Below are 25,361 nucleotides of genomic sequence, written 5' to 3' on the forward strand. Positions count from 1 at the left end.
GCAGGCTGCCGCCAGCCTGCTACACTGGCGCCATCTGATCAAGGAACCAACATGGAATACGACTGCATCGTGGTGCCCTCGCCCGTGGGCGAGCTGACCCTGGTGGCGCGCGGGGAAGCCCTGGCCGCCATCCTGTGGGAAAACGACAAGCCGAACCGCGTGCGCATGGGCGCGATGCGCGTCGATGACGGTTGCGCCGTGCTGCAGGAAACGGCGCGCCAGCTGGATGAATATTTTGCCGGCACGCGCCAGCATTTTGAGGTGCCGCTCGATTTTGCCGGCACGCCATTCCAGCAGGAAGTCTGGCGCGCGCTGCTGACGATACCGTATGGCCAGACGCGCAGCTATGGCGAGATCGCGCGCCAGATCGGCCGCCCCGCCGCCGTGCGCGCCGTGGGCGCCGCCAACGGCAAGAATCCCATTTCCATCATCGCCCCCTGCCACCGCGTCGTCGGTGCCACGGGCGAGCTGACGGGCTTTGCGGGCGGTCTGCATGCCAAGGAAACCCTGTTGGCGCTGGAAGGCATCGCCCTGTCCAGCGACCGCGAAGCGCTGAAAACGGGCCACGCCCGCCGCCGCGCCGTGCATGTCGATACGGCGCAAGGCTGTTTATTTTAGGCGGCGCCATCGCTCCCCATGTGGGATACTCACGCCCTCCGTTCAAGCCAACACATCCTATGCCTTACCTTGTCATCGCGTTCTTTGTCGTACTGTACTTACTCGCCACCTTCTTTTTCCACATCCCCGCCCTGGTTGCCCTCGTGTATGGCGTGCTGAGCCTGGGATGCTTCGTTGCCTATGCGATCGACAAGTCCGCCGCCAAGGAGGGCCGCTGGCGCACCCCGGAGCGCACCTTGCTGCTGCTGGGACTGCTGTGCGGCTGGCCGGGCGCCGTGCTGGCCCAGCAATGGCTGCGCCACAAGTCCAGCAAGCGCTCGTTCCGCATCGTGTTCTGGATCACGGTCGCCCTCAATATCGGCGCTTTCGTGTATTTCAGCATGCATTACGCGGCGCCCGATATCGGCACGGACGTCGCCCCCATCGAGTTATAAGGTCACTCTCCCAGCAGGCGCAGCGATTCCAGCCAGTCCGCCTTCCAGTCGCGCAGCAACGGTTGCGTGGCGAACGCCTTTTTCAAATGCGCCATCGGCACGCGGTGCACATCGTGCAAGCCGAACGCCAGGGTCACCGGATGCCACAGGTGGCTGTTCTTGCCGCCACGCGAATTCTTGCGCACGCGCGCGCCATCGTCGCCAAAGATGCCCACGCCGCTGGCCATGCCTTGGTCCAGGTCGACCTTGCCCACGCTGGCGAAGGCAATCAAAATCTGCTCGCGCCCCAGGCCTTTCAAGGCGCTGGGCAAGACCACGGGCGCCTTGTCCGCTGCCGTGTCGACCGGCTGCGGATGCTGCAACTCCTTGAGCAAACGCAACAGGTCGCGCTCCTGGAAGTGCAAGCCGTCCAGCGGCACGCGCAAGCCCTGCCCCTTGAGTTCAATGGGGAGATTGCCCGAGTCGCGCGTAAAACGCAGCCAGACATCACCGGCGCCCGCGGCCAGGTGCTGCTTGTCCTCGATGAACACGACGGGCGCCGCATAGCGCGTCACGCCGTCATGGAACAGCTCGGCCCAGGCTGCGCTGTAGTCGAGCCAGATAAACGGCAAGCCGCCCTGCTCGAGCAGGCGCGCCAGGGTCCACGGGGTGCCCGTCTGTTGCGCCAGCCAGGCACAGGCGTCAAGTGCGGTGGCGCGGTACGGCAGGGATAGGGAAGTCATGGCAATTCCGTCGGTCAAAGTGGAGCGCAGTGTAGCAGACGCCGCCATCCGCCCCTGCGGCAGGCGCATCCTGCGCGCCATTCCTGCGCGATGTGCTAGGCTGGATGCATCAGTCCGCGCCAAGACCACCCCGGCCCCATGGCGCACCACCGCGAGGGGAATATCATGCATTCCAGCACCAACGCCGCCACCACGCCCGCCCCGCCACCGGAGCGCGATTCGCCCACGCCGGCGGGCGAAAGCCACGCCGAGGAAGCGCTCGATGAAGCGCTGAAGGAGAGCTTTCCGGCCAGCGACCCGATCGCCATTGCCACCCCAAAACCGGTCAGCAAGTCGCCGGCCTGAGTCCCCTGCCTTTCCTGGCCGGCCAGGCGCGGCCCCGGTTGCACAAGGCCGGCCACCAAGGTCACGCCAGCAATTTGAACACGCGCATGTCCTGCATCATGCTGTCCGCCTGCTCCTGCATGCTGGCCGCCGCCGCCGCCGACTGCTCGACCAGGGCGGCATTCTGCTGGGTCACTGCATCCATCTGACTGATGGCCTGATTCACCTGTTTGATGCCATCGTTTTGTTCCTGGCTGGCGACGGCGATTTCCCCCATGATGCCCGCGACTTGCTGGACAGAGGAGACGATTTGCTTCATCGTGCCGCCCGCTTCATCGGCCAGATTGCTGCCAAGCTCGACTTTTTCGACCGACTCGGCAATCAGCTGCTTGATCTCTTTGGCGGCCGTGGCGGAACGTTGCGCCAGGGCGCGCACCTCCGATGCGACGACAGCAAAACCGCGCCCCAGCTCACCGGCGCGCGCCGCTTCGACAGCCGCGTTCAGGGCCAGAATATTCGTTTGAAACGCGATGCCGTCGATCACGGAAATAATCTCGACGATACGGTTCGAGCTGTCCTTGATGGATACCATGGTCGCGACGACACGTTCGACCACCTGCCCGCCCTGCACCGCTACCGCTGAAGCCGACAAAACCAGTTGATTGGCTTGCTGAGCGCTTTCGGCATTCTGCTGCACATTGCTGGTTAACTGCTGCATCGCCGACGATGTTTGCTCCAGTGCACCGGCCTGAGCCTCGGTTCTGGCCGAGAGGTCCAAATTGCCAGCAGCAATTTCCTGCGAGGCAGTCGAGATGGTTTCAGTACCGCCACGCACACGGCCCACCGTATGACGCAGGCTCTCCGTCATGCTTTTCAGAGCACGCATCAATTCGCCCGGCTCGTCGCGATAGTCGGTCGCGATATGGCTGCGCAGGTCACCGGAAGCGACAACGCGGGCAACGTGCACGGCGTCCTGCAGTGGCTTGGTAATACTCTTGCTAATGAGCACAGCCACCCCAATCGCCGTGCCCAGCGAAACCAGCAGTATCGCCAACAGCAAGCTGCCCGCCACCGTGATGCGCGCGCTCGAATCCGCCTCTATCGCCGACGCGCGTTGGCTGGTCATCTCGACCAGTTGCTTGATGGCCTGCAGATGCTGGGCGTAGCTGATCGTCATTTTTTTCATCGCAACGGTGGCGCTGGCCTTGTCCTGTGCCTCTATTGCGGGGATGAACTGTTGCAGTGCAACCGTGTAGAAGGCCAGCGCCGGCGCATGCGCCTTGTTCAGCAGCAGCCCGGCGATATCGGCATCCAGTGTCGCGCCCTTCCAGAATGCATGGCGCTCATCGTAATCACGTTTGAGCGTGTTAAATCGTGCGATTAACTGCGCCTGTTCGGCACGATCCTCGGTCGCCAGCAGCTGAAAACTGACCAGATAGGATTCCAGTATGTACTCCGGCGGTGGCAACACGTCCGCAATCAGATCCTTGCTTTGCACTATTTTCTGATAAACAGGGCCGTTCACTTTCCATTCTTGCAGAGTCTTGAACGACCACAGGCCATAGAGGATGAAACCGACCGAAAAGATCACAATCAGTACAGCCAGCCGGTGCGTTAGCTTGAGTCCCCTTATCATGCTCATAATATTTTCCTTGAATTAACTATGCTTGCCTCTGGTTCAGCTACCGAGATGACATTGCTCTCGCATGAGTGAGAGGCGATCATTCGAAGTCAAATTCCTTGCCAACTCGTCACTTTATATTTATATAAAGCAACTTATTTTACAGCTAAGCTTTGGCGATTTAAAGTAAATTTAATAAAAATAAATGAAAACAACAAAAATAAAACAAAAATCACAAATTTATTATCAAATGACGTGAAGTGTGCAAGGGCAAGTGTTAGCGAATTTCCGCCTGTGCAGACGGGCCCGATCCGCGGACGTACGTCGCGTCGATGACAATGCAGGGAGCCGGCAATGAAAAAGCCGTGCGTTCGGCAAGGCTCAGTGAAGTTCTGCCGGTACGGCGGCGAATACCGTGTTGGCCGTACAACAAATCTTTCCTCTTTCACGGCATGGCGGGATTTGCTTGACTGAAATCCGCGAAAAACCATAAAAATGCCCCGCCGGGCGGCAATGGCAAAACCATTGCACCGGGCGGGGCAGATCAAATTCAGGCGCGACTAGTTCGGCGTGTCGCGGTACTGCTCGGGCGTCGTGTCGCCATCGGCGACTTCATACCACATCGCATTGAGCACGGCGAACGTCGCCGCCAGCGGAAGACCCAGTATCCAGGCGAAGTACCACATAATTATTTCCTTTCTTCAATTCCAGCTTGATCGTTTTTACGATCAAACTAACGACACCTAACAAAACCGTAGCGAGCGGCAGCGATTTGTGGTCGAGAAGCGCAACCGTACTCCAGTACGGTGAGCATCGCCGGCCGCAAAGGGCGACGCGCAGTAGGTTTAGTCAGGTGTTCTCAATAAGCGTGACCGCTGTCGTCTTCGATGGCTTTGCCGTCAACCTTACCCCACAGCACTTTATACACCCACGTCGTATACGCCACGATGAGGGGAATGAAGACGGCGGTGACGACCAGCATGATGAACAGGGTCATGTGGCTGGACGAGGAATCCCACACCGTCAGGCTGGCGCGCGGGTCGATCGACGATGGCAGGATGAACGGGAACATGGCCGCGCCCACGCTGAGGATGATGCCGGCGATGCTGGCCGCGCTGGCCAGCAAGGCGGGCACTTCGCGGCGCGCGCGCAGCAAGGCGAACGCCAGCAAGGGGCCCAGCAAGCCGACCGCAGGGGCGATCCAGGTCCACGGGTGGGCGGCGAAGTTGAGGAACCAGGCGCCCACGTGCACTTGCGCCGTTTTCAGCATCGGGTTCGACGGGCCGTCGACGACGACGGCGCTGGTGACGCGGTAGCCATCGACCCACAGCCACAAGGCCGCGCCGGCTGCCGCATACAGCACGACCGTGGCGATTGCCGCCACGCTGCCGTAGCGGCGCGAACGTTCCGCCACGGCACCGTCCGTTTTCACTTGCAGCCAGGTGGCGCCGTGCATCACCAGCATGGCCACCGAGACGAGGCCGCACAGCAAGGCGAACGGGTTGAGCAGCGCAAAGAAGCTGCCATCATAGAAGATATGCATGTCCGGCGAGAAACGGAACGGCACGCCCTGCAGCACGTTGCCGATGGCCACGCCGCAGATCAGGGCCGGCACGAAGCCGCCCACGAACAGGGCCGCGTCCCAGCGGGCGCGCCAGCGCGGGTCTTCGCGCTTGCTGCGGAACTTGAAGGCGACGGGACGCACGATCAGCGCCACGAGGATGACGAACATGGCCAGATAAAAGCCCGAGAACGAGACGGCGTACAGCTGCGGCCAGGCGGCAAAGATGGCGCCGCCGCCGAGGATCAGCCACACCTGGTTGCCTTCCCATACGGGTCCGATGCTGTTGATGATGACGCGGCGCTCGAGGTCCGTCTTGCCGGCAAACGGCAGCAGCATGCCCGTGCCCAGGTCGAAGCCGTCCGTGATGGCAAAGCCCACCAGCAGGATGCCGATCAGCAACCACCAGATCAGGCGCAGGGTTTCATACGAAATCATTTCATGCAAAATCATGGTCTGGCCCTCCTCAGGCGCGTTGAGTATGAATGGCTGCGGCCGCTGGCACGGGAGCCCGCGGCGTCTCTTCCGGCCCCTTGCGGATGGCCTTGAGCATGAGCTTCATTTCGATAATCAACAGCACGGTGTAGATGGCGGCAAAGCCGGCGATGGTAATCAGGAGCGTCGACGCCCCCAGGTTGGAGACGGCCACGGCCGTCGGCAGCACGCCTTCGATGACCCACGGCTGGCGGCCCACTTCGGCCACGATCCAGCCCGCCTCGATGGCCACCCACGGCAACGGGATGGCGAACACGGCCAGCTTCAGCAGCCAGCGATGCTTGTCCAGGGTGCGGCGTGTCGACAGGATGAAGAAGGTGCCGGTCAGCAAAATAAAGAACATGCCCAGGCCCACCATCACGCGGAAGGACCAGAACAAGGGCCCCACGGGCGGCACGGTGTCGAGCGCGGCCTGGCGGATCTGCTCGGGCGTGGCCTGGCGCGGATCGTCGACATAGCGTTTCAGCAGCAAGGCATAGCCCATGGACTGGCCTTTCGACTCGAACATGTCTTTCGCCTCTTGCGGCACAGGCGCACCTGGCGCCACGCTGCGGATGGTTTGCAGCGCGTCGTACGCCTTGATGCCATCCTGGATCAGCAGCTCGCCGCGGTCGACCAATTGCTCGATGCCGGGGATTTCCGTCGTCAGCGAACGCGTGCCGATCAAGCCCATCACCATCGGGATGTGCACGGCGTAATGCGTCTCGCGCGCTTTCGCGTCGGGAAAGCCGATGGCCGTGAAGGCGGCGGGCGCCGGCTCCGTGGTCCACATGGCTTCGATCGCGGCCAGCTTCATCTTTTGATGTTCGGACGACAGGTAGCCGCTTTCGTCACCGAGCACCACCACCGACAAGGTGGCGGCCAGGCCGAACGAGGCGGCCACCGTCATCGAGCGCTTGGCCAGCTGCACGTGGCGGCCCTTCAGCAGATACCAGGCGGAAATACCCAGCACGAAGATCGCCGCCGCCGTGTAGCCGGCCGACACCGTATGCACGAATTTCGCCTGTGCCACGGGATTCGTCAGCACGGCGCCGAAATCCGTCACTTCCATGCGCATGGTCTGCGGATTGAAGGCCGCGCCGACGGGATTTTGCATCCAGCCGTTGGCGATCAAAATCCACAGGGCCGAGAAGTTCGAGCCGATGGCCACCAGCCAGGTGGTGACCAGGTGGCCCCGCTTCGACAGCTTGTCCCAGCCGAAGAAGAACAGGCCGACGAAGGTCGCTTCCAGGAAGAAAGCCATCAAGCCCTCGATGGCCAGCGGCGCGCCGAAAATGTCGCCCACATAATGGCTGTAATAGCTCCAGTTCATGCCGAACTGGAATTCCATGACGACGCCCGTCGCCACGCCCATGGCGAAGTTGATGCCGAACAAGACACCCCAGAACTTGGTCATGTCGCGCCAGATGGGGCGGTTCGTCATCACGTAGACCGTCTCCATGATGGCGAGGATCACTGACAGCCCTATCGTCAGCGGAACGAATATAAAGTGGTACAGAGCTGTCAGCGCGAACTGCAGTCTGGATAAAGCGACAATATCGAAGTCCATATGATTTCCTTGGTATTTCCCTACTGTGTGTAAACTTGGTATCTATCTGATGCTGTTTCGCTTGGCGCTGTTGTTGCAAAGCTGTCAGGCAGCGCCGCCTGTGCCTCCAGTCGTTCCTTGATGCCTTAATCTGCGCGCAGGCCCGCCAGCGCCGCCTCGAAGGCTGGCGTGCCACGGCGCGCGTCGCCGACGATACGGCCATCGCGCAGGCTGACCAGCCGGTCCGCCAGCGCTGCTTCGCGCCGCAAGTGGGTGGCGATCAGCAAGCTGCGCCCTTCGCAGCGCGCGCCCAGGCGCTGCAGGACATCGATCGCCGTCTGCGCATTGAGCGCTTCCGTCGCCTCGTCCAGCAGCCACAAGGTCGATGCGTGCAGGAACAGCCGCGCCAGTGCCAACCGGCGCGCCTGGCCGCCCGACAAGCCCAGGCCGCCCTCGCCCAGCATGGTATCGAGGCCGTCCGCGAAGGCCCGCACCTCGTCGTCCAGGCCGGCCGCCTGCAGCGCCGCCCACAGCTGCGCATCGCTGGCGGACGGGGCGGCCAAGCGCAGGTTGTCGCGCAAGCTGTCCTGGAACAGTTCCGTCTTCTGGGTGAACAAACAGGCGCGGCCCGCGTGCACCGTGCCCGACAACGGCGCCAGCTCGCGCGCGGCGATGGCCAGCAAGGTCGACTTGCCCGCGCCGCTGGGGCCGATCAAGGCCACGCGTTCGCCCTCGCCGATGTGCAGCGATACGTCGTGCAAGATGGCGACATCACTGCCCGCATGTGCGGCGCTGACATGTTCCAGGCGCAAGCCCGGTGCGCTGTCAGCCGGCGGCACTGCGATCTCCTGAGCATCGAGGCGCGGCGCCAGGCGGCGCATGGCCAGCAGCATGCGCCCCGCTTCCAGCGCGCCGCGGCGCAGTCCCGCAAACGGTTCCACGGCTGTCAATGCAATCAACAGGGCCAGGGCTGCCAGCGGCACGTTCAGCGCCTGCTGCTGCACCAGCGCGGCCACGGCCAGCAGCACCCCTGCCAGGGTCGCGCTGCCCGCCACGCCATATGCAGCGCCCGCCGCCGTCTCCAGGCGCAGCAGGGCAACATCGGCTTGCGCCAGCGAGCGGTCGATCTGTCCCAGCGCGGCGCACTGGGCGTCGATGCGGCCCGCCATCACCAGGTCCGTCTGGCCCGCCACCAGGTCGATGGTGGCGGAACGCAGTTTTTCGATGGCGCGTGTACGCACGATGGCGGGACGGCGGGCGCCGCGCGCCAGAAGCCAGCTGATGCCGCCGCCGGCGGCCAGCAGCCACGCGGCCAGGCCCAGGCCCAGCTGCCACTGCATCACGCCCAACGCCACGCCGGCCAGCAGGGCCACGCACAGTGCCGTGAAGGCGGGCACCAGCAGGCGCAGATACAGCGATTCGAGCGCGTCGATATCGGCCGTCAGGCGGAACAGCAGCCTGGCGGGCTGGCGCAGCAGGCGGCTGGCCGCTTCCGGACGCGACCAGCCGCGAAACAGCTGCACGCGGATGGCCGCCAGGGCGGCGAACGTGGCGTCGTGCGTGACGAGGCGCTCCGCATAGCGCGAGCCAGTGCGGCCGATGGCCAGCAGGCGGATGCCGGCCGACGGGCCGAACACGTCGAACAGGATGGCCGTCGAGGCATGCAAGCCGGCGATCGAGGTGGCCGTGATGAACCAGCCGGACAAGCCCAGCAAGGCCATGCCGGCCACGGCCGTCAGGGCCGCCAGCACGGCGCCCCCGATCAGCTTGCGGGGCTGGGCCAGCAGCAATTGCCGCAGCACGGGGTGCGATATCAGCGATGTTTTCATGCGCGCGCCTCTGCCTTCTGCGTCTGCGCATGCGCCTGGGCATCAACTTGCACCGTGCGCTGCAGCCGGCCAGCCAGCACGGGGTCGTGCGTGGCGACAAGCATCGTCTTGCCTTTTGCCAGGGCCAGCAAGGCGTCCGTGACGCGCGCCGCCGTTTCGCTGTCCAGGTGGGCCGTCGGCTCATCGACCAGCAACAAGTCCGCATGCGGATGCACGGCCACGCGGGCCAAGGCCAGGCGCACGGCTTCACCGCCGGACAAGCCCTGGCCGCCATCGCTGAGCATGACGGCCGGCTGCGCCTGCGCCACGCTGGTCAGGTCGGCCAGGTGCAGCGCCTGCGTCACGTGCGCGGCGTTCGCACCTGCCCGGCCCAGTGTCACGTTCTGGCTGACGGACGCGGCAAACACGTGCGGACGCTGGCCCATCCAGGCCATGCGCTGGCGCACGGTATTGACGGTACCGTCATTCAGGCGCACGCCGCCGATGCGGATGTCGCCGCCGCCGGCGGGCAGCAAGCCGGCCAGCAGGGACAGCAAGGTGGTCTTGCCGGCGCCGCTGGCGCCCAGCAGGGCCACGTGTTCGCCGGCGCGCACGCTCAAGTCCAAGCCGTCGAACACGGGCGCTTCGCCGGGATGGGCAAAGCGCAGTTGATGGATGTCAATGGCAGGCGGCGGCGCCACCGCCATGGCGGCGGCGGAGACGGCGGCAACTTCCGCACCAAAGCCCGGCAAAGGCACGCCCTCGGCGGCCAGATCGTGCAGTCCGGCCAGGCCCGCCTCGCCGGCCGCCTTGTCGTGCCAGACGGCGGCCAGCTCGCGCAGCGGCTCGAAGAACGCGGGCGCCAGCAGCAGGATGAACAAGCCCTGCCCCAGGCTCAGTTCGCGGCCCCAGGTGCCGAAATCGAGGCTGCCCAGCAGCGAGAAGCCGATGAAGGCGGCCACCATGGCCACGCCCAGCGCGGAAAACAGTTCCAGCACGGCGGACGACAAAAAGGCGATGCGCAGCACCACCATCGTGCGCCGGCGCACGGATTGCGACGAGGCGTCCAGCCGCGCGGCCGTGGCATCGACGGCATCGAGCGCGCGCAAGGTGGCCAGGCCGCGCAGGCGGTCCAGCAGAAAGGCGTTCATGCTGCCCATTTCCACCATCTGCGCGCGGCTGGCCGCCTGCGCGCCCATGCCCACGAGGGCCATGAAGACGGGAATCAGGGGCGCGGCGATGAGCAGGATCAAGGCGGCGATCCACGACAGCGGCGTCACCACGGCGAGGATCACGAGCGGCACGAGCATGACTTTCCAGCGCGCCGGCTTGTAGCGCACCAGATACGGCACGATGGCTTCGGCCTGCTCGGCGATGACGCTGGCCGCCTGGCCTGACTGGGCGCGCTGGCGGTCCAGCGGCGAACGGCGCGCCAGCGCCTGCGCCACTTGCCCGCGCAAGGTGGACAGGTGCGCGCGCGCCGCCGCATACATGCTCCGCGCGCCCCATGCTTCGCAGCCGGCGCGCAGCATGCCCAGCAGCAGCACGCCAGCGGCCGGCAACAGGGCCGCGCGCCACGGCGCGCCATCGAGCATGGCTTGGACGGCCCAGGCCAGCAAGGCCGCTTGCGGCAGCCACAGCAAGGCGGCGCCGCCTTGCGCCAGACTGGCGGCACGGGGAAGAATAAAGCGGGGCAAGGACAGTGGCGAGGTCGTCATCTTATATTTTTTGAGTTTTCAGAATTTTCTGTAAATTCGATTTTTTGTATAATACTGCGAAACATGACATATATCAATTGACCCTGGCGGTTTGGCGTGAAAAAATTCAGATAATTATGAAAACTCAAAATATCCAAATGACGCCGCTGATCCTGACCTTCGTCAGCCATTTCGGCGAGATGGGCAGCCGCTGGGGCTTTAACCGCACGGTGGGGCAAGTGTACGCCTTGTTGTTTGTCGCGGAGCATCCTTTGCACGCGGATGAAATCGCGGAGCACCTGAGTTTTTCGCGCTCGAACGTGAGCATCGGCCTGAAGGAATTGCAGGGCTGGGGCTTGATCCGCCAGTCGCGCATCCCCGGCGACCGGCGCGAATATTTTTCCTCGCTGGGCGACGTGTGGCAAATCTTCCGCGTGGTGGCCGCCGAGCGGCGCCGCCGCGAGGTGGCCCCGACCCTGACGGTGCTGCGCGAAGCGCTGCTGGCGCCGGCCACGGAACCCGTGGATCAATATGCCCAGGAGCGCATGCGCGAAATGTATGAACTGGTCGACCTGGCCAACACCTGGTTCGACGACTTGCAGCGCCTGTCGCCCGAATCGATGGCGCAACTGATGAAAATGGGCGCCAAGGTACAAAAGCTGCTCAACGCCAAGGATCGCCTGTTTGGCGTCAGCAACAACAGCGACTGAAACCCGCCCCCCTCTTCCCACGCAAGACGCCGCTAGCACAAGCTGGCGCGTCTTGTCACGCTATTTCCTAACGTTATATTGGCCATCGCTGGCACATCCATACATAGCCGTATGCGATGTTGTCAAGCAAACCAATAGAATTATTAAAATTGTATTAATTTACATCAAGAGTAAGCTTGCATTTGCGTACTCAATACGCGCAGGAAATAGCAGCTAAAAACGGGCAATGGGATGACTTCCCCGGCAGGCAGGGGCGTATCCCTACACGATGTAGCAACTGTCTCAAGCACAAGGGGATTTTCATGAAAAGCATAAAAAGCATTGCCGTCAAGGCATCCATGCTGGCCGCAATGACCGTACTGGCAAGTGCAGCGCAAGCGGCCACCTGGGTCGATGTGGGGCCGGCCAGCGGTTTCGTCATCGCCGGCAGCACCGTCACCTATTCGCCATCACCGGCATTGGAAGTGAAATATTATGACGATAATCTGGTGCCGCAGAGCCCCTCGGACATCCAGGGCTACATCAATGGCGTGTTCGGCAGCAGCCTGGGCGCCGCCGTTTCGTATTGCGACAGCGCCACTTCGGGCTGCACTGCCGGCACCACGGCAGGCTTGAGCGGCGGGGTCAATTCCTATACGAGCGCGGCCGCCTATGACTATCTGGCCATCCACTTCGGCCAGGGCGAACTGGTGTTCCACTGGGCCGCGCCAGTGGCTGCCGGCACCACGTTCACGGTGGAAGGCCTGCCCAAGGATCTGAGCAACTACAGGGCCTTCATTTCCGCCGTGCCGGAACCTGAAACCTATGCCATGCTGCTCGCCGGCCTGGGCCTGCTGGGCTTCCTGGCACGCCGCCGCCAGGGAAAGTAAGCATCACCAGCGGCAGCGGCGCACCATCGCCCGCTGCCGCCTCCATTCCAGCCGCATCTTTACGCCGCGCTTGCGGCGCCAGGCACGCTTTTTACACCATTTTTAGATCCCTCTCGCTATGCTCGACGGCATCCACTGCTGATCGACGAGGGAGATCTCATGCACGAACAACCGTTTCAGCTACGCGCGCGCAGCGTGATCCGCCAGCACTTGCCCGCGCGGGAACGGCTGCGCCTGGCCCGGCTGTCCAGCAAGAAAATGGGGTCGCTACTATCCGCGCTGCTGTGCGCGGCGCCGCTGTTGTATTTGCTGAGCGTGGTACTGTTTGCGCAGCCGTGACACGGCAGGCAGGCAAAAGATGAAGAGTGATGGCAATGCGACAGGCTGTCGCGTGCATGACCAGCATGAACTGGTCCGCCCAGAGGGAATCGAACCCCCATTCACGGTTTAGAAGACCGTTGTCCTATCCGTTGAACGATGGGCGGAAAGGTGCAGCATTTTAGTCTATGCGCGCCAGCAATGCCAAGGCGTCGCACAATAGAAAACGGGCTGTCATTTCTGACAGCCCGCTTATGACTTTGGTCGGAGTACAAGGATTCGAACCTTGGACCCCCTGGTCCCAAACCAGGTGCGCTACCGGGCTGCGCCACACTCCGAAGACAAGATAATAACGCCCCCACCCAATTTCGTCAATTGCCCCAGGCGAATTAGATGGAAATAACTATCACTCCCGCTTGGGCGCTTGCTGAAAACGTACAGGGCAAGGCAGTGCAACGCCACCCTGGGCGTTTTCAGCTGGCGACCTTGTCGGCGATGCGGCGCGCCATCGACTCGGCCTTCTCCTTGTCCTTCGCCTCCACCATCACGCGGATCAGCGGCTCGGTGCCCGAAGCGCGGATCAGCACGCGGCCCGTGTCGCCCAGTTCGGCCTCGACCAGTTCCTTCTCGGCCACCATGGCGGCATTTTTCTGCCAGTCGAAACCGGGCGCCACACGCAAATTGATCAGGGTTTGCGGGAACAGCACCAGTTCGGCCAGGCATTGCTGCAGGCTTTGGCCGCTGCGCTTGAGCGCGGACAATACTTGCAGCGCAGAGACGATGCCGTCGCCCGTCGTGTGGCGGTCCAGACACAGCAAATGGCCCGAGCCCTCGCCGCCCAGTATCCAGCCCTTTTCCTTCATGACTTCCAGCACGTAGCGGTCGCCCACCTTGGCGCGCGCAAAGCCGATGCCCTGCTGCTTGAACAGCACTTCCAGCGCCATATTCGTCATCAACGTGCCGACGGCACCGGCCACGGGACCCGTCGCCAGACGGTCCTTGACCATGACGTACAACAATTCGTCGCCGTTGTACAAGCGGCCCGTGGCGTCGCACATGATCAGGCGGTCGGCGTCGCCGTCAAGGGCGATGCCCAGGTCCGCGCCGTGCTCGACGACGGCTTCGGCCATGGCCTTGGTTGCCGTGGCGCCAAAGCCCGCATTGATGTTGAAGCCATCGGGCTTGTTGCCGATCGCGATGACTTCCGCGCCCAGCTCATGGAAGACGTGCGGCGCGATATGGTAGGCGGCGCCATGCGCACAATCGACGACGATCTTCAGGCCGCGCAAGTCCAGCTCGTTCGGGAAGGTGCTCTTGCAAAATTCGATGTAGCGGCCCTGGGCATCGTCGAGGCGCTTGGCGCGGCCCAGCTTGTCCGACGCCACGCAAGCCATGGGCTCGTCGAGCGCCGCCTCGATTTCCAGTTCCACGCTGTCGGGCAGCTTGGTGCCCTGGCCGGAAAAGAACTTGATGCCATTGTCGTGATACGGATTGTGCGAGGCGGAAATGACCACACCGGCCGACAGGCGCAGTGCCCGCGTCAGGTAAGCGATCGCCGGCGTCGGCATGGGGCCGGCCAGCATCACATCCACGCCTGCGGCCGACAGGCCCGCTTCCAGCGCCGCTTCCAGCATGTAGCCGGAAATGCGCGTGTCCTTGCCGATCAGTACCGTCGGACGCGCCTTGCCGCCCTCCGACTTGGCCAGCACCTTGCCGGCCGCATAACCGAGGCGCATGACGAAATCGGGGGTGATCGGAGCGGTGCCCACCAGGCCGCGGATGCCATCGGTGCCAAAATATTTACGCGTCATAAATTTCTCTTTTGTTGTTTATAATGAATCTTACAGCTTCAGTGCGCCATGCGCCAGACCTTCAGGGCATCGACGGTTTCTGCTACATCATGCACACGAATAATTTCCGCGCCTTGCGCTACCGCCGCAAGCGCACCGGCAACACTGCCGGCCAGGCGCTGCTCGACGGGACGTCCCGTCACGGCGCCGATCATCGACTTGCGCGACAGGCCCGCCAGCACAGGCAGGTCCAGCTCGCTGCGCAGCTGGCGCGTGGCACGCAATAAAGCGTAGTTCTGCTCCACCGTTTTGCCAAAGCCGAAGCCGGGATCGACGCACAGGCGTTCGCGGGCGATGCCGGCCGCCGTCATGGTGTCGATGCGTTCGCGCAGGAAGTCGATGACTTCGCGCACCACGTCGTCGTACTGCGGCTGGGCTTGCATGGTTTCTGGCACGTTTTGCATGTGCATGATGCACAGCGCGCAATCGCTGTCCCGCACGGCCTCGATGGCGCCTGGCGCGCGAAAACCGTTGATGTCGTTGATCATGTCGGCGCCCGCCAGGATGGCTTCGCGCATGACTTCCGGCTTGTACGTGTCGACGGACAAGGGCTTGCCGCAGTCGCGCAAGGCGTACAGCACCGGCATGACGCGCTGCAACTCATCGTGCAGCGGCAGCGGCGGCGCGCCGGGGCGGCTCGATTCGCCGCCGATATCGATGATGTCGGCGCCATCAAGCATCATCTGCTCAGCGCGCGACAGGGCAAATTCCAGGTGCTGGTATTGGCCCGCATCGGAAAACGAGTCGGGCGTGATGTTCAGGATGCCCATCACCAGCGCCTGCGCACCGGACAGGTTGAAGCCGAAACGGCCGAATTGCAAATAGTGTCGCATGTGAATCTTTGTAGTCGTCAGGAAAAAACTGCTGCGGCAACGAAAAAGGGCAAGGATTGCTCCTTACCCTCGTTCTTGCCATCCCATTGCGTGCCGCCCGTCAGGGCGGCACTAATCAGGCTGGTGCCGTCACGTTTGGCGAGATGCCGCCCGTGCCGCTGTCGCCCGCATTGCGGCGTGGCGGAATGACTTTCGGTGGACGTGGCTCCAGGCCGGCCATGATGTCATTGATTTGCTCTGCATCAATGGTTTCCCATTCCAGCAACGCTTTCGTCATCATTTCGACCTTGTCGCGGTTGCCTTCCAGCAAGGTGCGCGCCAAAGCATATTGCTTGTCGAGAATGTTGCGGATTTCAGCATCGACCTTTTGCTGGGTCGCTTCCGAGATCGTCTTGGTGGCGCCACCGAAGAAACCTTCGTTTTCGCTGTCTTCGTAGACCATTACGCCCATGCTGTCGGACATGCCGAAGCGGGTCACCATGGAACGGGCCAGCTTGGTGGCGCGCGAGAAGTCGTTCGAGGCGCCCGTGGACATCTGTCCGACGAAGATCTCTTCGGCGATACGGCCGCCGAACAGGATGGAAATTTCTTCCAGCATCTTGTCCTTGTAGGCCGACAAGTTGTCGTGTTCCGGCAACTGCCAGGTCAGGCCCAGGGCCCAGCCGCGCGGCATGATCGTCACTTTATGCACGGGATCGGCTTTCGGCAGCAACTTGGCGACGACGGCGTGACCGGACTCATGGTAAGCCGTATTGCGACGCTCTTCCTCGCGGATGATCATCGATTTACGCTCCGGACCCATGTAGATCTTGTCTTTCGCATCTTCAAAGTCAGCCATTTCCACCAGGCGCTTGCTGCGGCGGGCGGCGAACAAGGCTGCTTCGTTGACCAGGTTGGCCAGGTCGGCGCCCGAGAAACCGGGGGTGCCGCGGGCCAGGATATCGGCTTTCACGTCAGTACCGATAGGCACTTTCCGCATATGCACGTTCAAGATCTGTTCGCGGCCGCGGATATCGGGCAAGCCGACGGACACCTGGCGGTCGAAGCGGCCCGGACGCAGCAAGGCTTTGTCGAGCACGTCGGCGCGGTTGGTGGCGGCCACGACGATGACGCCGGAGTTCGCTTCAAAACCGTCCATCTCGACCAGCAACTGGTTCAGGGTCTGTTCGCGCTCGTCATTGCCGCCGCCCATGCCGGCACCGCGGTGACGACCGACAGCGTCGATCTCATCGATGAAGATGATGCACGGCGAGTGTTTCTTGGCGTTTTCGAACATGTCGCGCACGCGGCTGGCACCGACGCCGACGAACATTTCCACGAAGTCGGAACCGGAAATCGAGAAGAACGGCACCTTGGCTTCGCCGGCGATGGCGCGCGCCAGCAGGGTTTTACCCGTGCCAGGAGGACCTACCATCAGCACGCCGCGGGGAATACGGCCGCCCAGTTTCTGGAATTTGCTCGGATCCTTGAGGAAGTCGACCACTTCGTTGACTTCTTCTTTCGCTTCGTCGCAACCGGCGACATCGGCGAAGGTGACGGTGTTGCTGGCTTCATCCATCATGCGCGCCTTCGACTTGCCGAACGAGAATGCCCCGCCCTTGCCGCCGCCTTGCATCTGACGCATGAAGAAGACCCAGACGCCGATCAACAGCAGCATGGGGAACCAGGAAACAAAAATAGTTTGTAGGAAAGACGCTTCCTCGGGCGGACGCACATCGAAATGCACGCCATTGTCGCGCAAGTCGCCGATCAGGCCCTTGTCGAGGCTGGTGGCAGTGGTACGCACCTTGGTGTCGTCCATCAGCTTGGCGGTGATCGACGAACCTTCGATCACGACATCCTTGACGCGCTTGGCTTTGACTTCATCCAGCAAATCGGAATAAGCGATGGCCTTGCTGCCGCCTGTGGCGCCATGACTGTCGAATTGCTTGAACAGCATGAACAACAGCAGCAATACGACTACCCAGATGGCAGATTTGGAAAACATGTTATTCACGAAGACTCCTTGGATGCAGTGCGCATCTCTTTACCTATAGCTAGAAACACGATTTTACTCGCAATAAGCGGGCCGTGCCAAAGCCCGCCGATCCGTGCGCGCGAAAAAACCGCGTTCACGCAAAAAAATGCAGTATAAACAATTTAGGCTTTTATGCCATCAGACGCTACTGCACTTCTCGTTCCCATGTGCGGATTCCCTCTTAAATATCAAGGGCGGGATCATCTTCTTCTACGGCATTTTTCAGCGGATTCTTGATTCCACGGCCCATCAGGAAGATTTCCGACGATTTATCGCGGCTGGCCTTCGGCTTTTTCTGTACCACGACCTTGAATTCAGCGCGGAATTTCTCCACGATCTGGCTGAAACCCATGTCTTTAAAGCATTTCACCAGCAATACGCCAGACGGCTTCAGGTGCAATTGCGAAAATTCGATGGCCAGGTCGATCAGATGCTCCATGCGCGCGGCATCCGCCGTGGCAATGCCCGACAGGTTGGGCGCCATGTCCGACAGCACCAGATCGACCTTGCGGCCTTGCAACACCACTTCCAGCTGGCGCAATACGCGCGCTTCGCGGAAGTCGCCCTGGATGAAGTGGAAATCGGCGATCGGCTCCATTTCCAGCATGTCCAGGCCAATCAGGGTACCATTGACCCCGCCGCCATCCTTGCCGGCCAGCTTGCGCCGCGTGTACTGGGCCCAGCTGCCGGGAGTACAACCAAGGTCGACAATCACCTGGCCAGGTTTGATCAGTTTCTCGTCTTCATCGATTTCTTTGAGCTTGTATGCTGCTCGGGCGCGGTAGCCCTCTTTTTGCGCCAACTTCACATAAGGATCATTTATGTGGTCGTGCAACCAGTTTTTGTTTAATTTCTTCTTTGCCATTCGCGTAGAATACTGCTTTTAAGGGAATTACTAAATATTATTATGCTAAAACTTACACCCGTAGAGCGCAGCGCACTGCGCGCCGAAGCACACGCGCTGAAGCCTATCGTCATCATTGGCGAAGCGGGCTTGACACCTGCTGTCCTCAAAGAGATCGACCTTGGCCTGGATTCGCACGGCCTGATTAAAGTCCGCGTGTTCGGCGACGACCGCGAAGCCCGCGTCGGAATGTACGATACGATTTGCGGCAATCTCGGCGCCGCCCCGGTACAACATATTGGCAAACTGCTGGTAATCTACCGTCCGAAAAAAGAAGTGGTTAAGGAGAAGGTCAGCGCCGGCAAAGGCATGCGCGAAGTGACCATCGTCAAGGCCAGCGCCAGCGGCACCAAGCGCCCCAGCGTGACGAAAGTCATGATCAAGGGCAATGAGCGCGTTACCGAAGGCGGTTCCATCAAGCGTGCCAAGCCACGTCAGAAAAGCGCCAAGAAAAGCGCACTGGGCAGCAAGTAAGCCTGTTCACCCGGCCACCGCAAGGCAGCCGGGCTTGAAACAAGAAGCGGAGCACGGGATATCCCCTGCTCCGCTTTTTTATTGCAATTGCGCTTGTCGGATTACACGGCGCCAAGGCGCCGCTAATCCGACCTACGATATCGACCATCAGTCATGTAGGTCGGATTAGCGCGCAGCGCGTAATCCGACAAACACCAGCGATTACTGCTGCTTCCAGATCAGCACGCCCGCCAGCAAGCTCTGCACGGCAAAGATCAGGGTCGACACGCCATGCAGCATGCCGAAGCGGCTGCGCATGGCCTCGTCCATGATGCCCGACGGCGCTTGCGCCTTGAGTTCGGCCATCAGCGGCGAAATGCCGAAATGGCTGAGCAAAGCGCACACCAGCATGGACAGCACCAGCGCGCCCAGCAGGCGGCGGCGCTTGCGCTCCAGCGCACCGGGCGCCCATTGCAGCAAGGCCAGCAGTACCAGCGCACAGACGATGGACAGCCACGCCTCGGCGCGGAACATGCTGCCGGCGATATTACCGGCCAGCACGCGGTCGCTCAGGGTGCCGAACAGGGTGGGCGCCACGATGAAGCCGATGGTCCACAGGCTGCCCGCCCACAGGGTGGCAACGAGGAAGCGCACGCGGCCCAGCATCAGATGTACAGTACTTCCAGGATCTCGTATTCGCGCGGGCCGGACGGCGCCTGCACTTCCACCACGTCGCCGGCGTACTTGCCGATCAGCGCGCGGGCGATCGGGGACGTCACGGACACCTTGTTCATTTTCAGGTCGGCTTCATCGAGGCCCACGATCTGGTACGTGACTTTCTGGCCCGATTCCAGGTCTTCCAGGTTCACGGTCGAGGCAAACACCACGCGGCCTTCCGCGTCGAGCGCGGTCGGGTCGATGATTTGTGCTGCACCCAGCTTGCCTTCGAGCTCGGCGATGCGGCCTTCGACGAAGGCCTGGCGTTCCTTGGCGGCATCGTACTCGGCGTTTTCCGACAAATCTCCGTGCGAACGCGCTTCGGCGATCGCATCGATGACGATGCGGCGTTCCTTGGTCTTCAAATGATGCAGCTCTTCCTTCAGAAGTTCTGCGCCGTATTTGGTCAATGGGACTGAGGTCATGTTATCTCTACTATCTGCTAGTTATCGGCGCCGTTGTCCGTGTTTTGCCACGGTTAACGGACTTACCAAGTGAAAACCACAGAGGCCGCGCGCTGCTCTGCACGGAACTCTGTGGTTGATAAGCATGCAGTGTACCGCCTAACGGCGGTCACTGCAAACGCACTTAGTTCAAGGTCTTGTGCAGACCTTGCAAATCATACACACGCAACTCATCCAGATGGCGGATGCCTTCGACGGCCGCTTCCGCGCCCGCGATGGTCGTGTAGGTCGTCACGCGCGAGGCCAGGGCCGAGGTGCGGATGGCCCGCGAATCGACGATGGCGCTGCGCTTTTCTTCCACGGTGTTGATCACCAGCACGATTTCATGGTTCTTGATCATGTCGACCACGTGCGGACGGCCTTCGATCACCTTGTTCACTGGCGTGACGGCGATGCCGGCAGCAGCGATCACGGCGGCGGTGCCCTTGGTGGCGACCACGGTGAAACCGGACTCGACCAGGTCGCGCGCCACTTGCACGGCGCGCGGCTTGTCCGACGCTTTCACGCTGATGAAAACCTTGCCCGATTTTGGCAGGTTGACGCCGGCGCCCAGTTGCGATTTCACAAACGCTTCGCCGAAGGTCAGGCCCACGCCCATGACTTCGCCCGTCGATTTCATTTCAGGGCCGAGGATGGTGTCCACGCCCGGGAACTTGACGAACGGGAACACGGCTTCCTTGACGCTGAAATATGGCGGCACGACTTCCTGCGTGATGCCTTGCGACGCCAGCGACTGGCCGACCATGCAGCGCGCGGCGATCTTCGCCAGTTGCAGACCCGTGGCTTTCGAGACGAAAGGCACGGTGCGCGACGCGCGTGGATTGACTTCCAGCACGAAGACGACATCTTTCATTGCGCCATCGATCTCTTGCTTCTGGATCGCGAACTGCACGTTCATCAGGCCGACCACGTTCAAACCCTTGGCCATCAGCGCCGTCTGGCGTTTCAGTTCTTCAATGGTTTCCGGTGCCAGCGAGTATGGCGGCAAGGAGCAAGCCGAGTCGCCCGAGTGGACGCCAGCCTGTTCGATGTGTTCCATTACGCCGCCAATGAACGTCGTTTCGCCGTCGGAGATGCAATCGACGTCGCACTCGATGGCGTCGTTCAGGAAGCGGTCCAGCAGCACCGGCGAATCGTGCGAGACCTTGACGGCTTCGCGCATGTAGCGCTCGAGGTCGCGTTGCTCGTGGACGATTTCCATGGCGCGACCGCCCAGCACGTACGATGGACGCACGACCAGCGGGTAGCCGATTTCCTGCGCCAGCGCCAGGGCGTCGGCTTCCGTGCGCGCGGTGCGGTTAGGCGGCTGGCGCAGTTCCAGCTTGTGCAGCATCTGCTGGAAACGTTCGCGGTCTTCGGCCGCATCGATCATGTCGGGCGAGGTGCCGATGATTGGCACGCCATTCGCTTCCAGGTCCAGCGCCAGTTTCAGTGGCGTCTGGCCGCCGTACTGCACGATCACGCCGACGGGTTTTTCGATGGCGACGATTTCCAGCACGTCTTCCAGCGTCAGCGATTCAAAGTACAGGCGGTCCGAGGTATCGTAGTCGGTCGAAACCGTTTCTGGGTTGCAATTGACCATGATAGTTTCGTAGCCGTCTTCGCGCATGGCGAGGGCCGCGTGGACGCAGCAATAGTCAAACTCGATACCCTGGCCGATACGGTTCGGGCCACCGCCCAGCACCATGATCTTTTTCTTGTCGGTCGGATTCGATTCGCACTCTTCGTCGTAGGTGGAATACATGTACGCCGTGTCGGTCGAGAATTCCGCCGCGCACGTGTCGACGCGCTTGTAGACGGGACGGATGTTCAGCGCATGGCGCTGCTGGCGCACGGCCGTGTCGGTCGTCTGCAACAGGAAACCCAGGCGGCGGTCCGAGAAGCCCTTCTGTTTCAACTTGTACAGGGTGTTCTTGTCCAGGTTTTCCAGCTTCTGCGTATCGAGCCACAGTTCCAGGTCGACGATTTCCTTGATCTGGATCAGGAACCATGGGTCGATCTTGGTCAGCTGGTGCACTTCTTCCAGAGTAAAACCCTGGGCAAACGCGTCGCCCACATACCAGATGCGCTCAGGACCAGGCTCGCCCAGTTCTTCTTCGATCTTTTCACGGTCTTTGGTCTTTTCGTTCATGCCGTCCACGCCCACTTCCAGGCCGCGCAAGGCTTTCTGGAACGATTCCTGGAAGGTACGGCCGATGGCCATCACTTCGCCGACGGATTTCATCTGCGTCGTCAGGTGGTGGTCGGCGGTCGGGAATTTCTCGAACGTGAAACGGGGAATCTTGGTGACGACGTAATCGATCGACGGTTCGAACGATGCCGGCGTGGCGCCGCCCGTGATTTCATTGCGCAGCTCGTCCAGGGTGAAACCGACGGCCAGCTTGGCGGCGATCTTGGCGATCGGGAAACCCGTCGCTTTCGAGGCCAGGGCCGACGAACGCGATACGCGCGGGTTCATCTCGATGACGATCATGCGGCCATCGACTGGGTTGATCGAGAATTGCACGTTCGAGCCGCCCGTGTCGACGCCGATCTCGCGCAGCACTGCCAGACTGGCATTGCGCATGATCTGGTATTCCTTGTCCGTCAGCGTTTGCGCAGGAGCGACGGTAATCGAGTCGCCCGTGTGCACGCCCATCGGGTCGAGGTTTTCGATCGAGCAGATGATGATGCAGTTGTCCGCCTTGTCGCGCACCACTTCCATCTCGTACTCTTTCCAGCCCAGCAACGATTCTTCGATCAGCAGCTCTTTCGTCGGCGATGCTTCCAGGCCGCGCTTGCAGATGGTTTCGAATTCTTCTTCGTTGTAGGCGATGCCGCCGCCGGAACCGCCCATGGTGAACGATGGACGGATGATGGTCGGGAAGCCCAGGGTGCGCTGCACGGCCCACGATTCTTCCATCGAGTGCGCCACGCCGGAACGGGCCGAACCGAGGCCGATCTTGGTCATCGCATCCTTGAACTTGGAGCGGTCTTCGGCCTTGTCGATGGCTTCCGGCGACGCGCCGATCAGCTCGACGTTGTATTTTGCCAGCACGCCATTGTTGAACAGGTCCAGCGCGCAGTTCAGCGCCGTCTGGCCGCCCATCGTCGGCAGGATCGCGTCAGGACGCTCCTTGGCGATGATGCGCTCGACGACCGACCAGGTGATCGGTTCGATGTAAGTCACGTCGGCCATTTCCGGGTCCGTCATGATGGTCGCAGGATTGCTGTTGACCAGGATGACTTTGTAGCCCTCTTCGCGCAGGGCCTTGCACGCTTGCGCGCCGGAATAATCGAATTCGCAGGCCTGGCCGATCACGATCGGGCCAGCGCCAATAATCAGAATACTTTTGATATCTAAACGTTTAGGCATTTTTCTTTTTCTCCTCCGCAGCCATCAAGTTGATGAAGCGGTCAAACAGGTAAGCAACATCCATCGGGCCCGGCGACGCTTCAGGGTGGCCCTGGAAGCAGAAGGCCGGCTTGTCCGTGCGGGCAAAGCCCTGCAGGGAGCCGTCGAACAGCGATTCATGGGTCACGCGGCAATTCGCGGGCAAGGTTGCCGCGTCGACTGCGAAACCGTGGTTTTGCGACGTAATCAAGACCTGTTTCGTTTCCAGGTCTTGCACCGGATGGTTGGCGCCGTGGTGGCCGAACTTCATCTTCAAGGTTTTTGCGCCGGAAGCGAGCGCCATGATCTGGTGGCCGAGGCAGATGCCGAAGGTCGGGATGCCCTTCTCGATCAGCTCCTTGGTCGCCGCGATGGCGTAGTCGCACGGTTCCGGATCGCCGGGACCGTTCGACAGGAAGATGCCGTCCGGATTCAGTGCCAGGGCATCGGCGGCCGTCGCTTGCGCGGGCAGCACGGTGACTTTGCAGCCGCGCGCCGTCAGCATGCGCAGGATGTTGCGCTTGACGCCGTAGTCGAAGGCGACCACGTGGTATTTCGCGTCCGCGTCGGCCAGCTGGCCATAGCCTTCGCCCAGGGTCCATTCCGTTTCGCGGTATTCATACGGCGCCTTGGCCGAGACGACCTTGGCCAGGTCCATGCCGGCCAGGCCGGGGAAGGAGCGGGCCAGTTCCAGCGCTTGGGCGCTAGATGGCTCGTTGCCTTGCGTACCGACGAGGATGGCGCCGCCCTGCGCACCTTTTTCACGCAGGATGCGCGTGAGCTTGCGTGTATCGATGCCGGCGATGGCGACGATATTTTCAGCTTTCAGGTAATCGGACAGGGAGAGCGTGGAACGGAAATTGGATGCCAGCAATGGCAGATCGCGGATGATGAGGCCAGCGGCGTGTACCTTGGAAGACTCGACGTCTTCGGGATTGACGCCCGTATTGCCGATATGCGGATAGGTCAGGGTGACCATCTGGCGGCAATAGCTTGGGTCGGTAAGGATTTCCTGATACCCGGTCATCGAGGTGTTGAAAACAACCTCGCCCGTGGTATGACCGGCGGCACCGATCGAAAAACCTTTAAAGATCGTTCCATCAGCAAGCGCTAATATGGCTGGAACGGCAGGGCCAGAAAAAAATGGCGGCAAGGGCAACTCCTGATAAAGTTACCGTAGCTGCGCCACGTCAGACCGACCGCCTAGATACCCGAGCCAGATGCACTCAGGGTGTTTCAACGGTCATTTTGAATGAGGGGATGGGTAGTCGCTACGGTATATGTGTGATTGGCTAAACCTTTGAATTATAACCAAAAGGAAGCTTTTCCACAAGGAAGAAAATTCAGAAAGCCCGGCATTTTTTTGCGCAGCAACATAAATCCTGCGCCCCATGAAAAAAGCCGCCCGGCTTGCGCGAGGCGGCTAATTCATTCTTCTGAATACACAATTGCGGTTATTACTTAAATCACATAAATCACAGTTGACGTCACGGCACCTGGCAAAACCGTAGCGAGCGGCAGTGATTTGTGGCCGAGAAGCGCAACCGTACTAAAGTACGGTGAGCATCGCCGGCCGCAAAGCGCGCCGCGCAGTAGGTTTGGCCAGGTGCCCATCACACCAAAGCGGCAATACCCGCTTTGGCGATTTGCGCATCCTCGGCTGATTTCACGCCCGAGACGCCGACGGCGCCCACGTAGTGGCCGTCGTACACGATGGGCACGCCGCCCTCGAGCAAGCCGTCGATTTCCGGGGCGCTCAGGAACGACACGCGGCCGCCGTTGATCATCTCTTCATAGATGCGCGATTCGCGGCGACCCAGCGCGGCCGTCTTGGCTTTCGATGGGGCGATGTGCGACGAGATCGGCGCCACGCCGTCCATGCGCTGCAGCCATACCAGATGGCCGCCGTCGTCGACGATGGCGATCGTGACCGCCCAGTTATTCTTGACCGCTTCCGCTTCGGCGGCGGCAGCGATTTTCTTTACGTCGTCCAGGGTCAAAATCGGTTTCGATTGCATGGTGCATCCTTGTTATGTTGAAACAAA

Annotated in this window: 23 protein-coding genes and 2 tRNA genes; 7 read left to right on the plus strand and 18 right to left on the minus strand. The window is 61.5% G+C overall.

Features of this window, described 5'->3' with window-relative positions; genetic code table 11:
* Positions 1 to 51: 51 nt before the first annotated feature.
* A complete protein-coding gene (locus AC1RBA_RS26200; RefSeq protein WP_492420330.1) occupies positions 52 to 618 on the plus strand; it encodes a methylated-DNA--[protein]-cysteine S-methyltransferase in 567 nt (188 codons plus the stop codon).
* Between the two features lie 59 nt (positions 619 to 677).
* Entirely contained in the window at positions 678 to 1,052 is a 375-nt protein-coding gene (locus AC1RBA_RS26205; RefSeq protein WP_070222081.1) for a DUF1294 domain-containing protein, read from the plus strand.
* 2 nt (positions 1,053 to 1,054) lie between these two features.
* Here AC1RBA_RS26205 and AC1RBA_RS26210 read toward each other — a convergent pair whose 3' ends face one another.
* Entirely contained in the window at positions 1,055 to 1,774 is a 720-nt protein-coding gene (locus AC1RBA_RS26210) for a hypothetical protein (RefSeq protein ID WP_492420332.1), read from the minus strand.
* Between the two features lie 165 nt (positions 1,775 to 1,939).
* Between AC1RBA_RS26210 and AC1RBA_RS26215 the strand changes: the two genes are divergently transcribed.
* A complete protein-coding gene (locus AC1RBA_RS26215) occupies positions 1,940 to 2,119 on the plus strand; it encodes a hypothetical protein (RefSeq protein WP_070222083.1) in 180 nt (59 codons plus the stop codon).
* A 61-nt stretch (positions 2,120 to 2,180) separates the two neighbouring features.
* Here the strand turns inward: AC1RBA_RS26215 and AC1RBA_RS26220 are convergent, their stop codons facing one another.
* The 6 genes from AC1RBA_RS26220 to cydD all read right to left on the minus strand — a co-directional run bounded on the left by AC1RBA_RS26220 (position 2,181) and on the right by cydD (position 10,829).
* On the minus strand, positions 2,181 to 3,740 hold the full coding sequence (locus tag AC1RBA_RS26220) for a methyl-accepting chemotaxis protein (RefSeq protein WP_492420334.1): 1,560 nt from the start codon (positions 3,738 to 3,740) through the stop codon (positions 2,181 to 2,183).
* Positions 3,741 to 4,279: 539 nt separating this feature from the next.
* Positions 4,280 to 4,405: a cytochrome bd-I oxidase subunit CydX gene (cydX, locus tag AC1RBA_RS26225; RefSeq protein ID WP_070222085.1), complete on the minus strand. Its 126-nt coding sequence runs from the start codon at positions 4,403 to 4,405 to the stop codon at positions 4,280 to 4,282.
* Between the two features lie 173 nt (positions 4,406 to 4,578).
* Positions 4,579 to 5,733, minus strand: a complete 1,155-nt coding sequence (gene cydB / locus AC1RBA_RS26230; protein WP_492420336.1) for a cytochrome d ubiquinol oxidase subunit II — start codon at positions 5,731 to 5,733, stop codon at positions 4,579 to 4,581.
* A gap of 13 nt (positions 5,734 to 5,746) precedes the next feature.
* Positions 5,747 to 7,324 carry a cytochrome ubiquinol oxidase subunit I gene (locus AC1RBA_RS26235; protein ID WP_489627974.1) on the minus strand — a complete coding sequence of 526 codons (1,578 nt, stop codon included), beginning with the start codon at positions 7,322 to 7,324 and terminating at the stop codon, positions 5,747 to 5,749.
* A 125-nt stretch (positions 7,325 to 7,449) separates the two neighbouring features.
* Complete coding sequence (locus tag AC1RBA_RS26240) at positions 7,450 to 9,132, minus strand: amino acid ABC transporter ATP-binding/permease protein (protein ID WP_492420338.1); 1,683 nt, start codon at positions 9,130 to 9,132, stop codon at positions 7,450 to 7,452.
* Positions 9,129 to 10,829: a thiol reductant ABC exporter subunit CydD gene (cydD, locus tag AC1RBA_RS26245; protein WP_492420340.1), complete on the minus strand. Its 1,701-nt coding sequence runs from the start codon at positions 10,827 to 10,829 to the stop codon at positions 9,129 to 9,131. The genes AC1RBA_RS26240 and cydD overlap by 4 nt, the downstream gene beginning before the upstream one ends.
* A gap of 137 nt (positions 10,830 to 10,966) precedes the next feature.
* Between cydD and AC1RBA_RS26250 the strand changes: the two genes are divergently transcribed.
* The 3 genes from AC1RBA_RS26250 to AC1RBA_RS26260 all read left to right on the plus strand — a co-directional run bounded on the left by AC1RBA_RS26250 (position 10,967) and on the right by AC1RBA_RS26260 (position 12,726).
* Positions 10,967 to 11,518: a GbsR/MarR family transcriptional regulator gene (locus tag AC1RBA_RS26250; RefSeq protein ID WP_175444744.1), complete on the plus strand. Its 552-nt coding sequence runs from the start codon at positions 10,967 to 10,969 to the stop codon at positions 11,516 to 11,518.
* A 302-nt stretch (positions 11,519 to 11,820) separates the two neighbouring features.
* A complete protein-coding gene (locus tag AC1RBA_RS26255; protein WP_070300314.1) occupies positions 11,821 to 12,387 on the plus strand; it encodes a PEP-CTERM sorting domain-containing protein in 567 nt (188 codons plus the stop codon).
* A gap of 159 nt (positions 12,388 to 12,546) precedes the next feature.
* A complete protein-coding gene (locus tag AC1RBA_RS26260) occupies positions 12,547 to 12,726 on the plus strand; it encodes a hypothetical protein (RefSeq protein WP_492420342.1) in 180 nt (59 codons plus the stop codon).
* A gap of 71 nt (positions 12,727 to 12,797) precedes the next feature.
* Here the strand turns inward: AC1RBA_RS26260 and AC1RBA_RS26265 are convergent.
* The 6 genes from AC1RBA_RS26265 to AC1RBA_RS26290 all read right to left on the minus strand — a co-directional run bounded on the left by AC1RBA_RS26265 (position 12,798) and on the right by AC1RBA_RS26290 (position 18,270).
* Positions 12,798 to 12,872 (minus strand) — tRNA-Arg (locus tag AC1RBA_RS26265).
* A gap of 94 nt (positions 12,873 to 12,966) precedes the next feature.
* Positions 12,967 to 13,043, minus strand: a tRNA-Pro gene (locus AC1RBA_RS26270).
* Positions 13,044 to 13,178: 135 nt separating this feature from the next.
* Positions 13,179 to 14,516: a phosphoglucosamine mutase gene (gene glmM / locus AC1RBA_RS26275; protein ID WP_099408642.1), complete on the minus strand. Its 1,338-nt coding sequence runs from the start codon at positions 14,514 to 14,516 to the stop codon at positions 13,179 to 13,181.
* Between the two features lie 38 nt (positions 14,517 to 14,554).
* Positions 14,555 to 15,388, minus strand: coding sequence for a dihydropteroate synthase (folP, locus tag AC1RBA_RS26280; protein ID WP_230505425.1), 834 nt, complete (start codon positions 15,386 to 15,388; stop codon positions 14,555 to 14,557).
* A 115-nt stretch (positions 15,389 to 15,503) separates the two neighbouring features.
* Positions 15,504 to 17,384, minus strand: a complete 1,881-nt coding sequence (gene ftsH / locus AC1RBA_RS26285) for an ATP-dependent zinc metalloprotease FtsH (protein ID WP_035817778.1) — start codon at positions 17,382 to 17,384, stop codon at positions 15,504 to 15,506.
* Between the two features lie 202 nt (positions 17,385 to 17,586).
* A complete protein-coding gene (locus tag AC1RBA_RS26290) occupies positions 17,587 to 18,270 on the minus strand; it encodes an RlmE family RNA methyltransferase (protein ID WP_070219517.1) in 684 nt (227 codons plus the stop codon).
* A gap of 42 nt (positions 18,271 to 18,312) precedes the next feature.
* On the opposite strand from AC1RBA_RS26290, the gene AC1RBA_RS26295 reads away from it, so the two are divergent.
* Positions 18,313 to 18,783 (plus strand): YhbY family RNA-binding protein, encoded by a 471-nt coding sequence (locus tag AC1RBA_RS26295; protein WP_010397237.1) that lies wholly within the window; start codon positions 18,313 to 18,315, stop codon positions 18,781 to 18,783.
* Positions 18,784 to 18,984: 201 nt separating this feature from the next.
* On the opposite strand, the gene AC1RBA_RS26300 is transcribed toward AC1RBA_RS26295, so the two are convergent.
* The 5 genes from AC1RBA_RS26300 to AC1RBA_RS26320 all read right to left on the minus strand — a co-directional run bounded on the left by AC1RBA_RS26300 (position 18,985) and on the right by AC1RBA_RS26320 (position 25,334).
* On the minus strand, positions 18,985 to 19,428 hold the full coding sequence (locus AC1RBA_RS26300) for a DUF4149 domain-containing protein (protein ID WP_492420344.1): 444 nt from the start codon (positions 19,426 to 19,428) through the stop codon (positions 18,985 to 18,987).
* A complete protein-coding gene (gene greA / locus AC1RBA_RS26305; protein WP_034757428.1) occupies positions 19,428 to 19,904 on the minus strand; it encodes a transcription elongation factor GreA in 477 nt (158 codons plus the stop codon). The genes AC1RBA_RS26300 and greA overlap by 1 nt, the downstream gene beginning before the upstream one ends.
* A gap of 163 nt (positions 19,905 to 20,067) precedes the next feature.
* On the minus strand, positions 20,068 to 23,298 hold the full coding sequence (carB, locus tag AC1RBA_RS26310) for a carbamoyl-phosphate synthase large subunit (RefSeq protein WP_070219519.1): 3,231 nt from the start codon (positions 23,296 to 23,298) through the stop codon (positions 20,068 to 20,070).
* On the minus strand, positions 23,291 to 24,469 hold the full coding sequence (gene carA, locus AC1RBA_RS26315) for a glutamine-hydrolyzing carbamoyl-phosphate synthase small subunit (RefSeq protein ID WP_492420346.1): 1,179 nt from the start codon (positions 24,467 to 24,469) through the stop codon (positions 23,291 to 23,293). Before carA ends, carB begins: the two co-directional genes overlap by 8 nt.
* A 460-nt stretch (positions 24,470 to 24,929) precedes the next feature.
* Positions 24,930 to 25,334, minus strand: coding sequence for a GlcG/HbpS family heme-binding protein (locus AC1RBA_RS26320; protein WP_492420348.1), 405 nt, complete (start codon positions 25,332 to 25,334; stop codon positions 24,930 to 24,932).
* Between the last annotated feature and the right edge of the window lie 27 nt (positions 25,335 to 25,361).

It is taken from the genome of Janthinobacterium sp. GW823-FHT03B06 (genome assembly GCF_058796955.1).

Bases quoted from the DNA above. Each gene is read 5' to 3' on its own strand.
- AC1RBA_RS26200 (WP_492420330.1), top strand. From the start codon at position 52: ATGGAATACGACTGCATCGTGGTGCCCTCGCCCGTGGGCGAGCTGACC.
- AC1RBA_RS26205 (WP_070222081.1), top strand. From the start codon at position 678: ATGCCTTACCTTGTCATCGCGTTCTTTGTCGTACTGTACTTACTCGCC.
- AC1RBA_RS26210 (WP_492420332.1), bottom strand. From the start codon at position 1,774: ATGACTTCCCTATCCCTGCCGTACCGCGCCACCGCACTTGACGCCTGT.
- AC1RBA_RS26215 (WP_070222083.1), top strand. From the start codon at position 1,940: ATGCATTCCAGCACCAACGCCGCCACCACGCCCGCCCCGCCACCGGAG.
- AC1RBA_RS26220 (WP_492420334.1), bottom strand. From the start codon at position 3,740: ATGAGCATGATAAGGGGACTCAAGCTAACGCACCGGCTGGCTGTACTG.
- cydX (WP_070222085.1), bottom strand. From the start codon at position 4,405: ATGTGGTACTTCGCCTGGATACTGGGTCTTCCGCTGGCGGCGACGTTC.
- cydB (WP_492420336.1), bottom strand. From the start codon at position 5,733: ATGATTTTGCATGAAATGATTTCGTATGAAACCCTGCGCCTGATCTGG.
- AC1RBA_RS26235 (WP_489627974.1), bottom strand. From the start codon at position 7,324: ATGGACTTCGATATTGTCGCTTTATCCAGACTGCAGTTCGCGCTGACA.
- AC1RBA_RS26240 (WP_492420338.1), bottom strand. From the start codon at position 9,132: ATGAAAACATCGCTGATATCGCACCCCGTGCTGCGGCAATTGCTGCTG.
- cydD (WP_492420340.1), bottom strand. From the start codon at position 10,829: ATGACGACCTCGCCACTGTCCTTGCCCCGCTTTATTCTTCCCCGTGCC.
- AC1RBA_RS26250 (WP_175444744.1), top strand. From the start codon at position 10,967: ATGACGCCGCTGATCCTGACCTTCGTCAGCCATTTCGGCGAGATGGGC.
- AC1RBA_RS26255 (WP_070300314.1), top strand. From the start codon at position 11,821: ATGAAAAGCATAAAAAGCATTGCCGTCAAGGCATCCATGCTGGCCGCA.
- AC1RBA_RS26260 (WP_492420342.1), top strand. From the start codon at position 12,547: ATGCACGAACAACCGTTTCAGCTACGCGCGCGCAGCGTGATCCGCCAG.
- glmM (WP_099408642.1), bottom strand. From the start codon at position 14,516: ATGACGCGTAAATATTTTGGCACCGATGGCATCCGCGGCCTGGTGGGC.
- folP (WP_230505425.1), bottom strand. From the start codon at position 15,388: ATGCGACACTATTTGCAATTCGGCCGTTTCGGCTTCAACCTGTCCGGT.
- AC1RBA_RS26290 (WP_070219517.1), bottom strand. From the start codon at position 18,270: ATGGCAAAGAAGAAATTAAACAAAAACTGGTTGCACGACCACATAAAT.
- AC1RBA_RS26295 (WP_010397237.1), top strand. From the start codon at position 18,313: ATGCTAAAACTTACACCCGTAGAGCGCAGCGCACTGCGCGCCGAAGCA.
- AC1RBA_RS26300 (WP_492420344.1), bottom strand. From the start codon at position 19,428: ATGCTGGGCCGCGTGCGCTTCCTCGTTGCCACCCTGTGGGCGGGCAGC.
- greA (WP_034757428.1), bottom strand. From the start codon at position 19,904: ATGACCTCAGTCCCATTGACCAAATACGGCGCAGAACTTCTGAAGGAA.
- carB (WP_070219519.1), bottom strand. From the start codon at position 23,298: ATGCCTAAACGTTTAGATATCAAAAGTATTCTGATTATTGGCGCTGGC.
- AC1RBA_RS26320 (WP_492420348.1), bottom strand. From the start codon at position 25,334: ATGCAATCGAAACCGATTTTGACCCTGGACGACGTAAAGAAAATCGCT.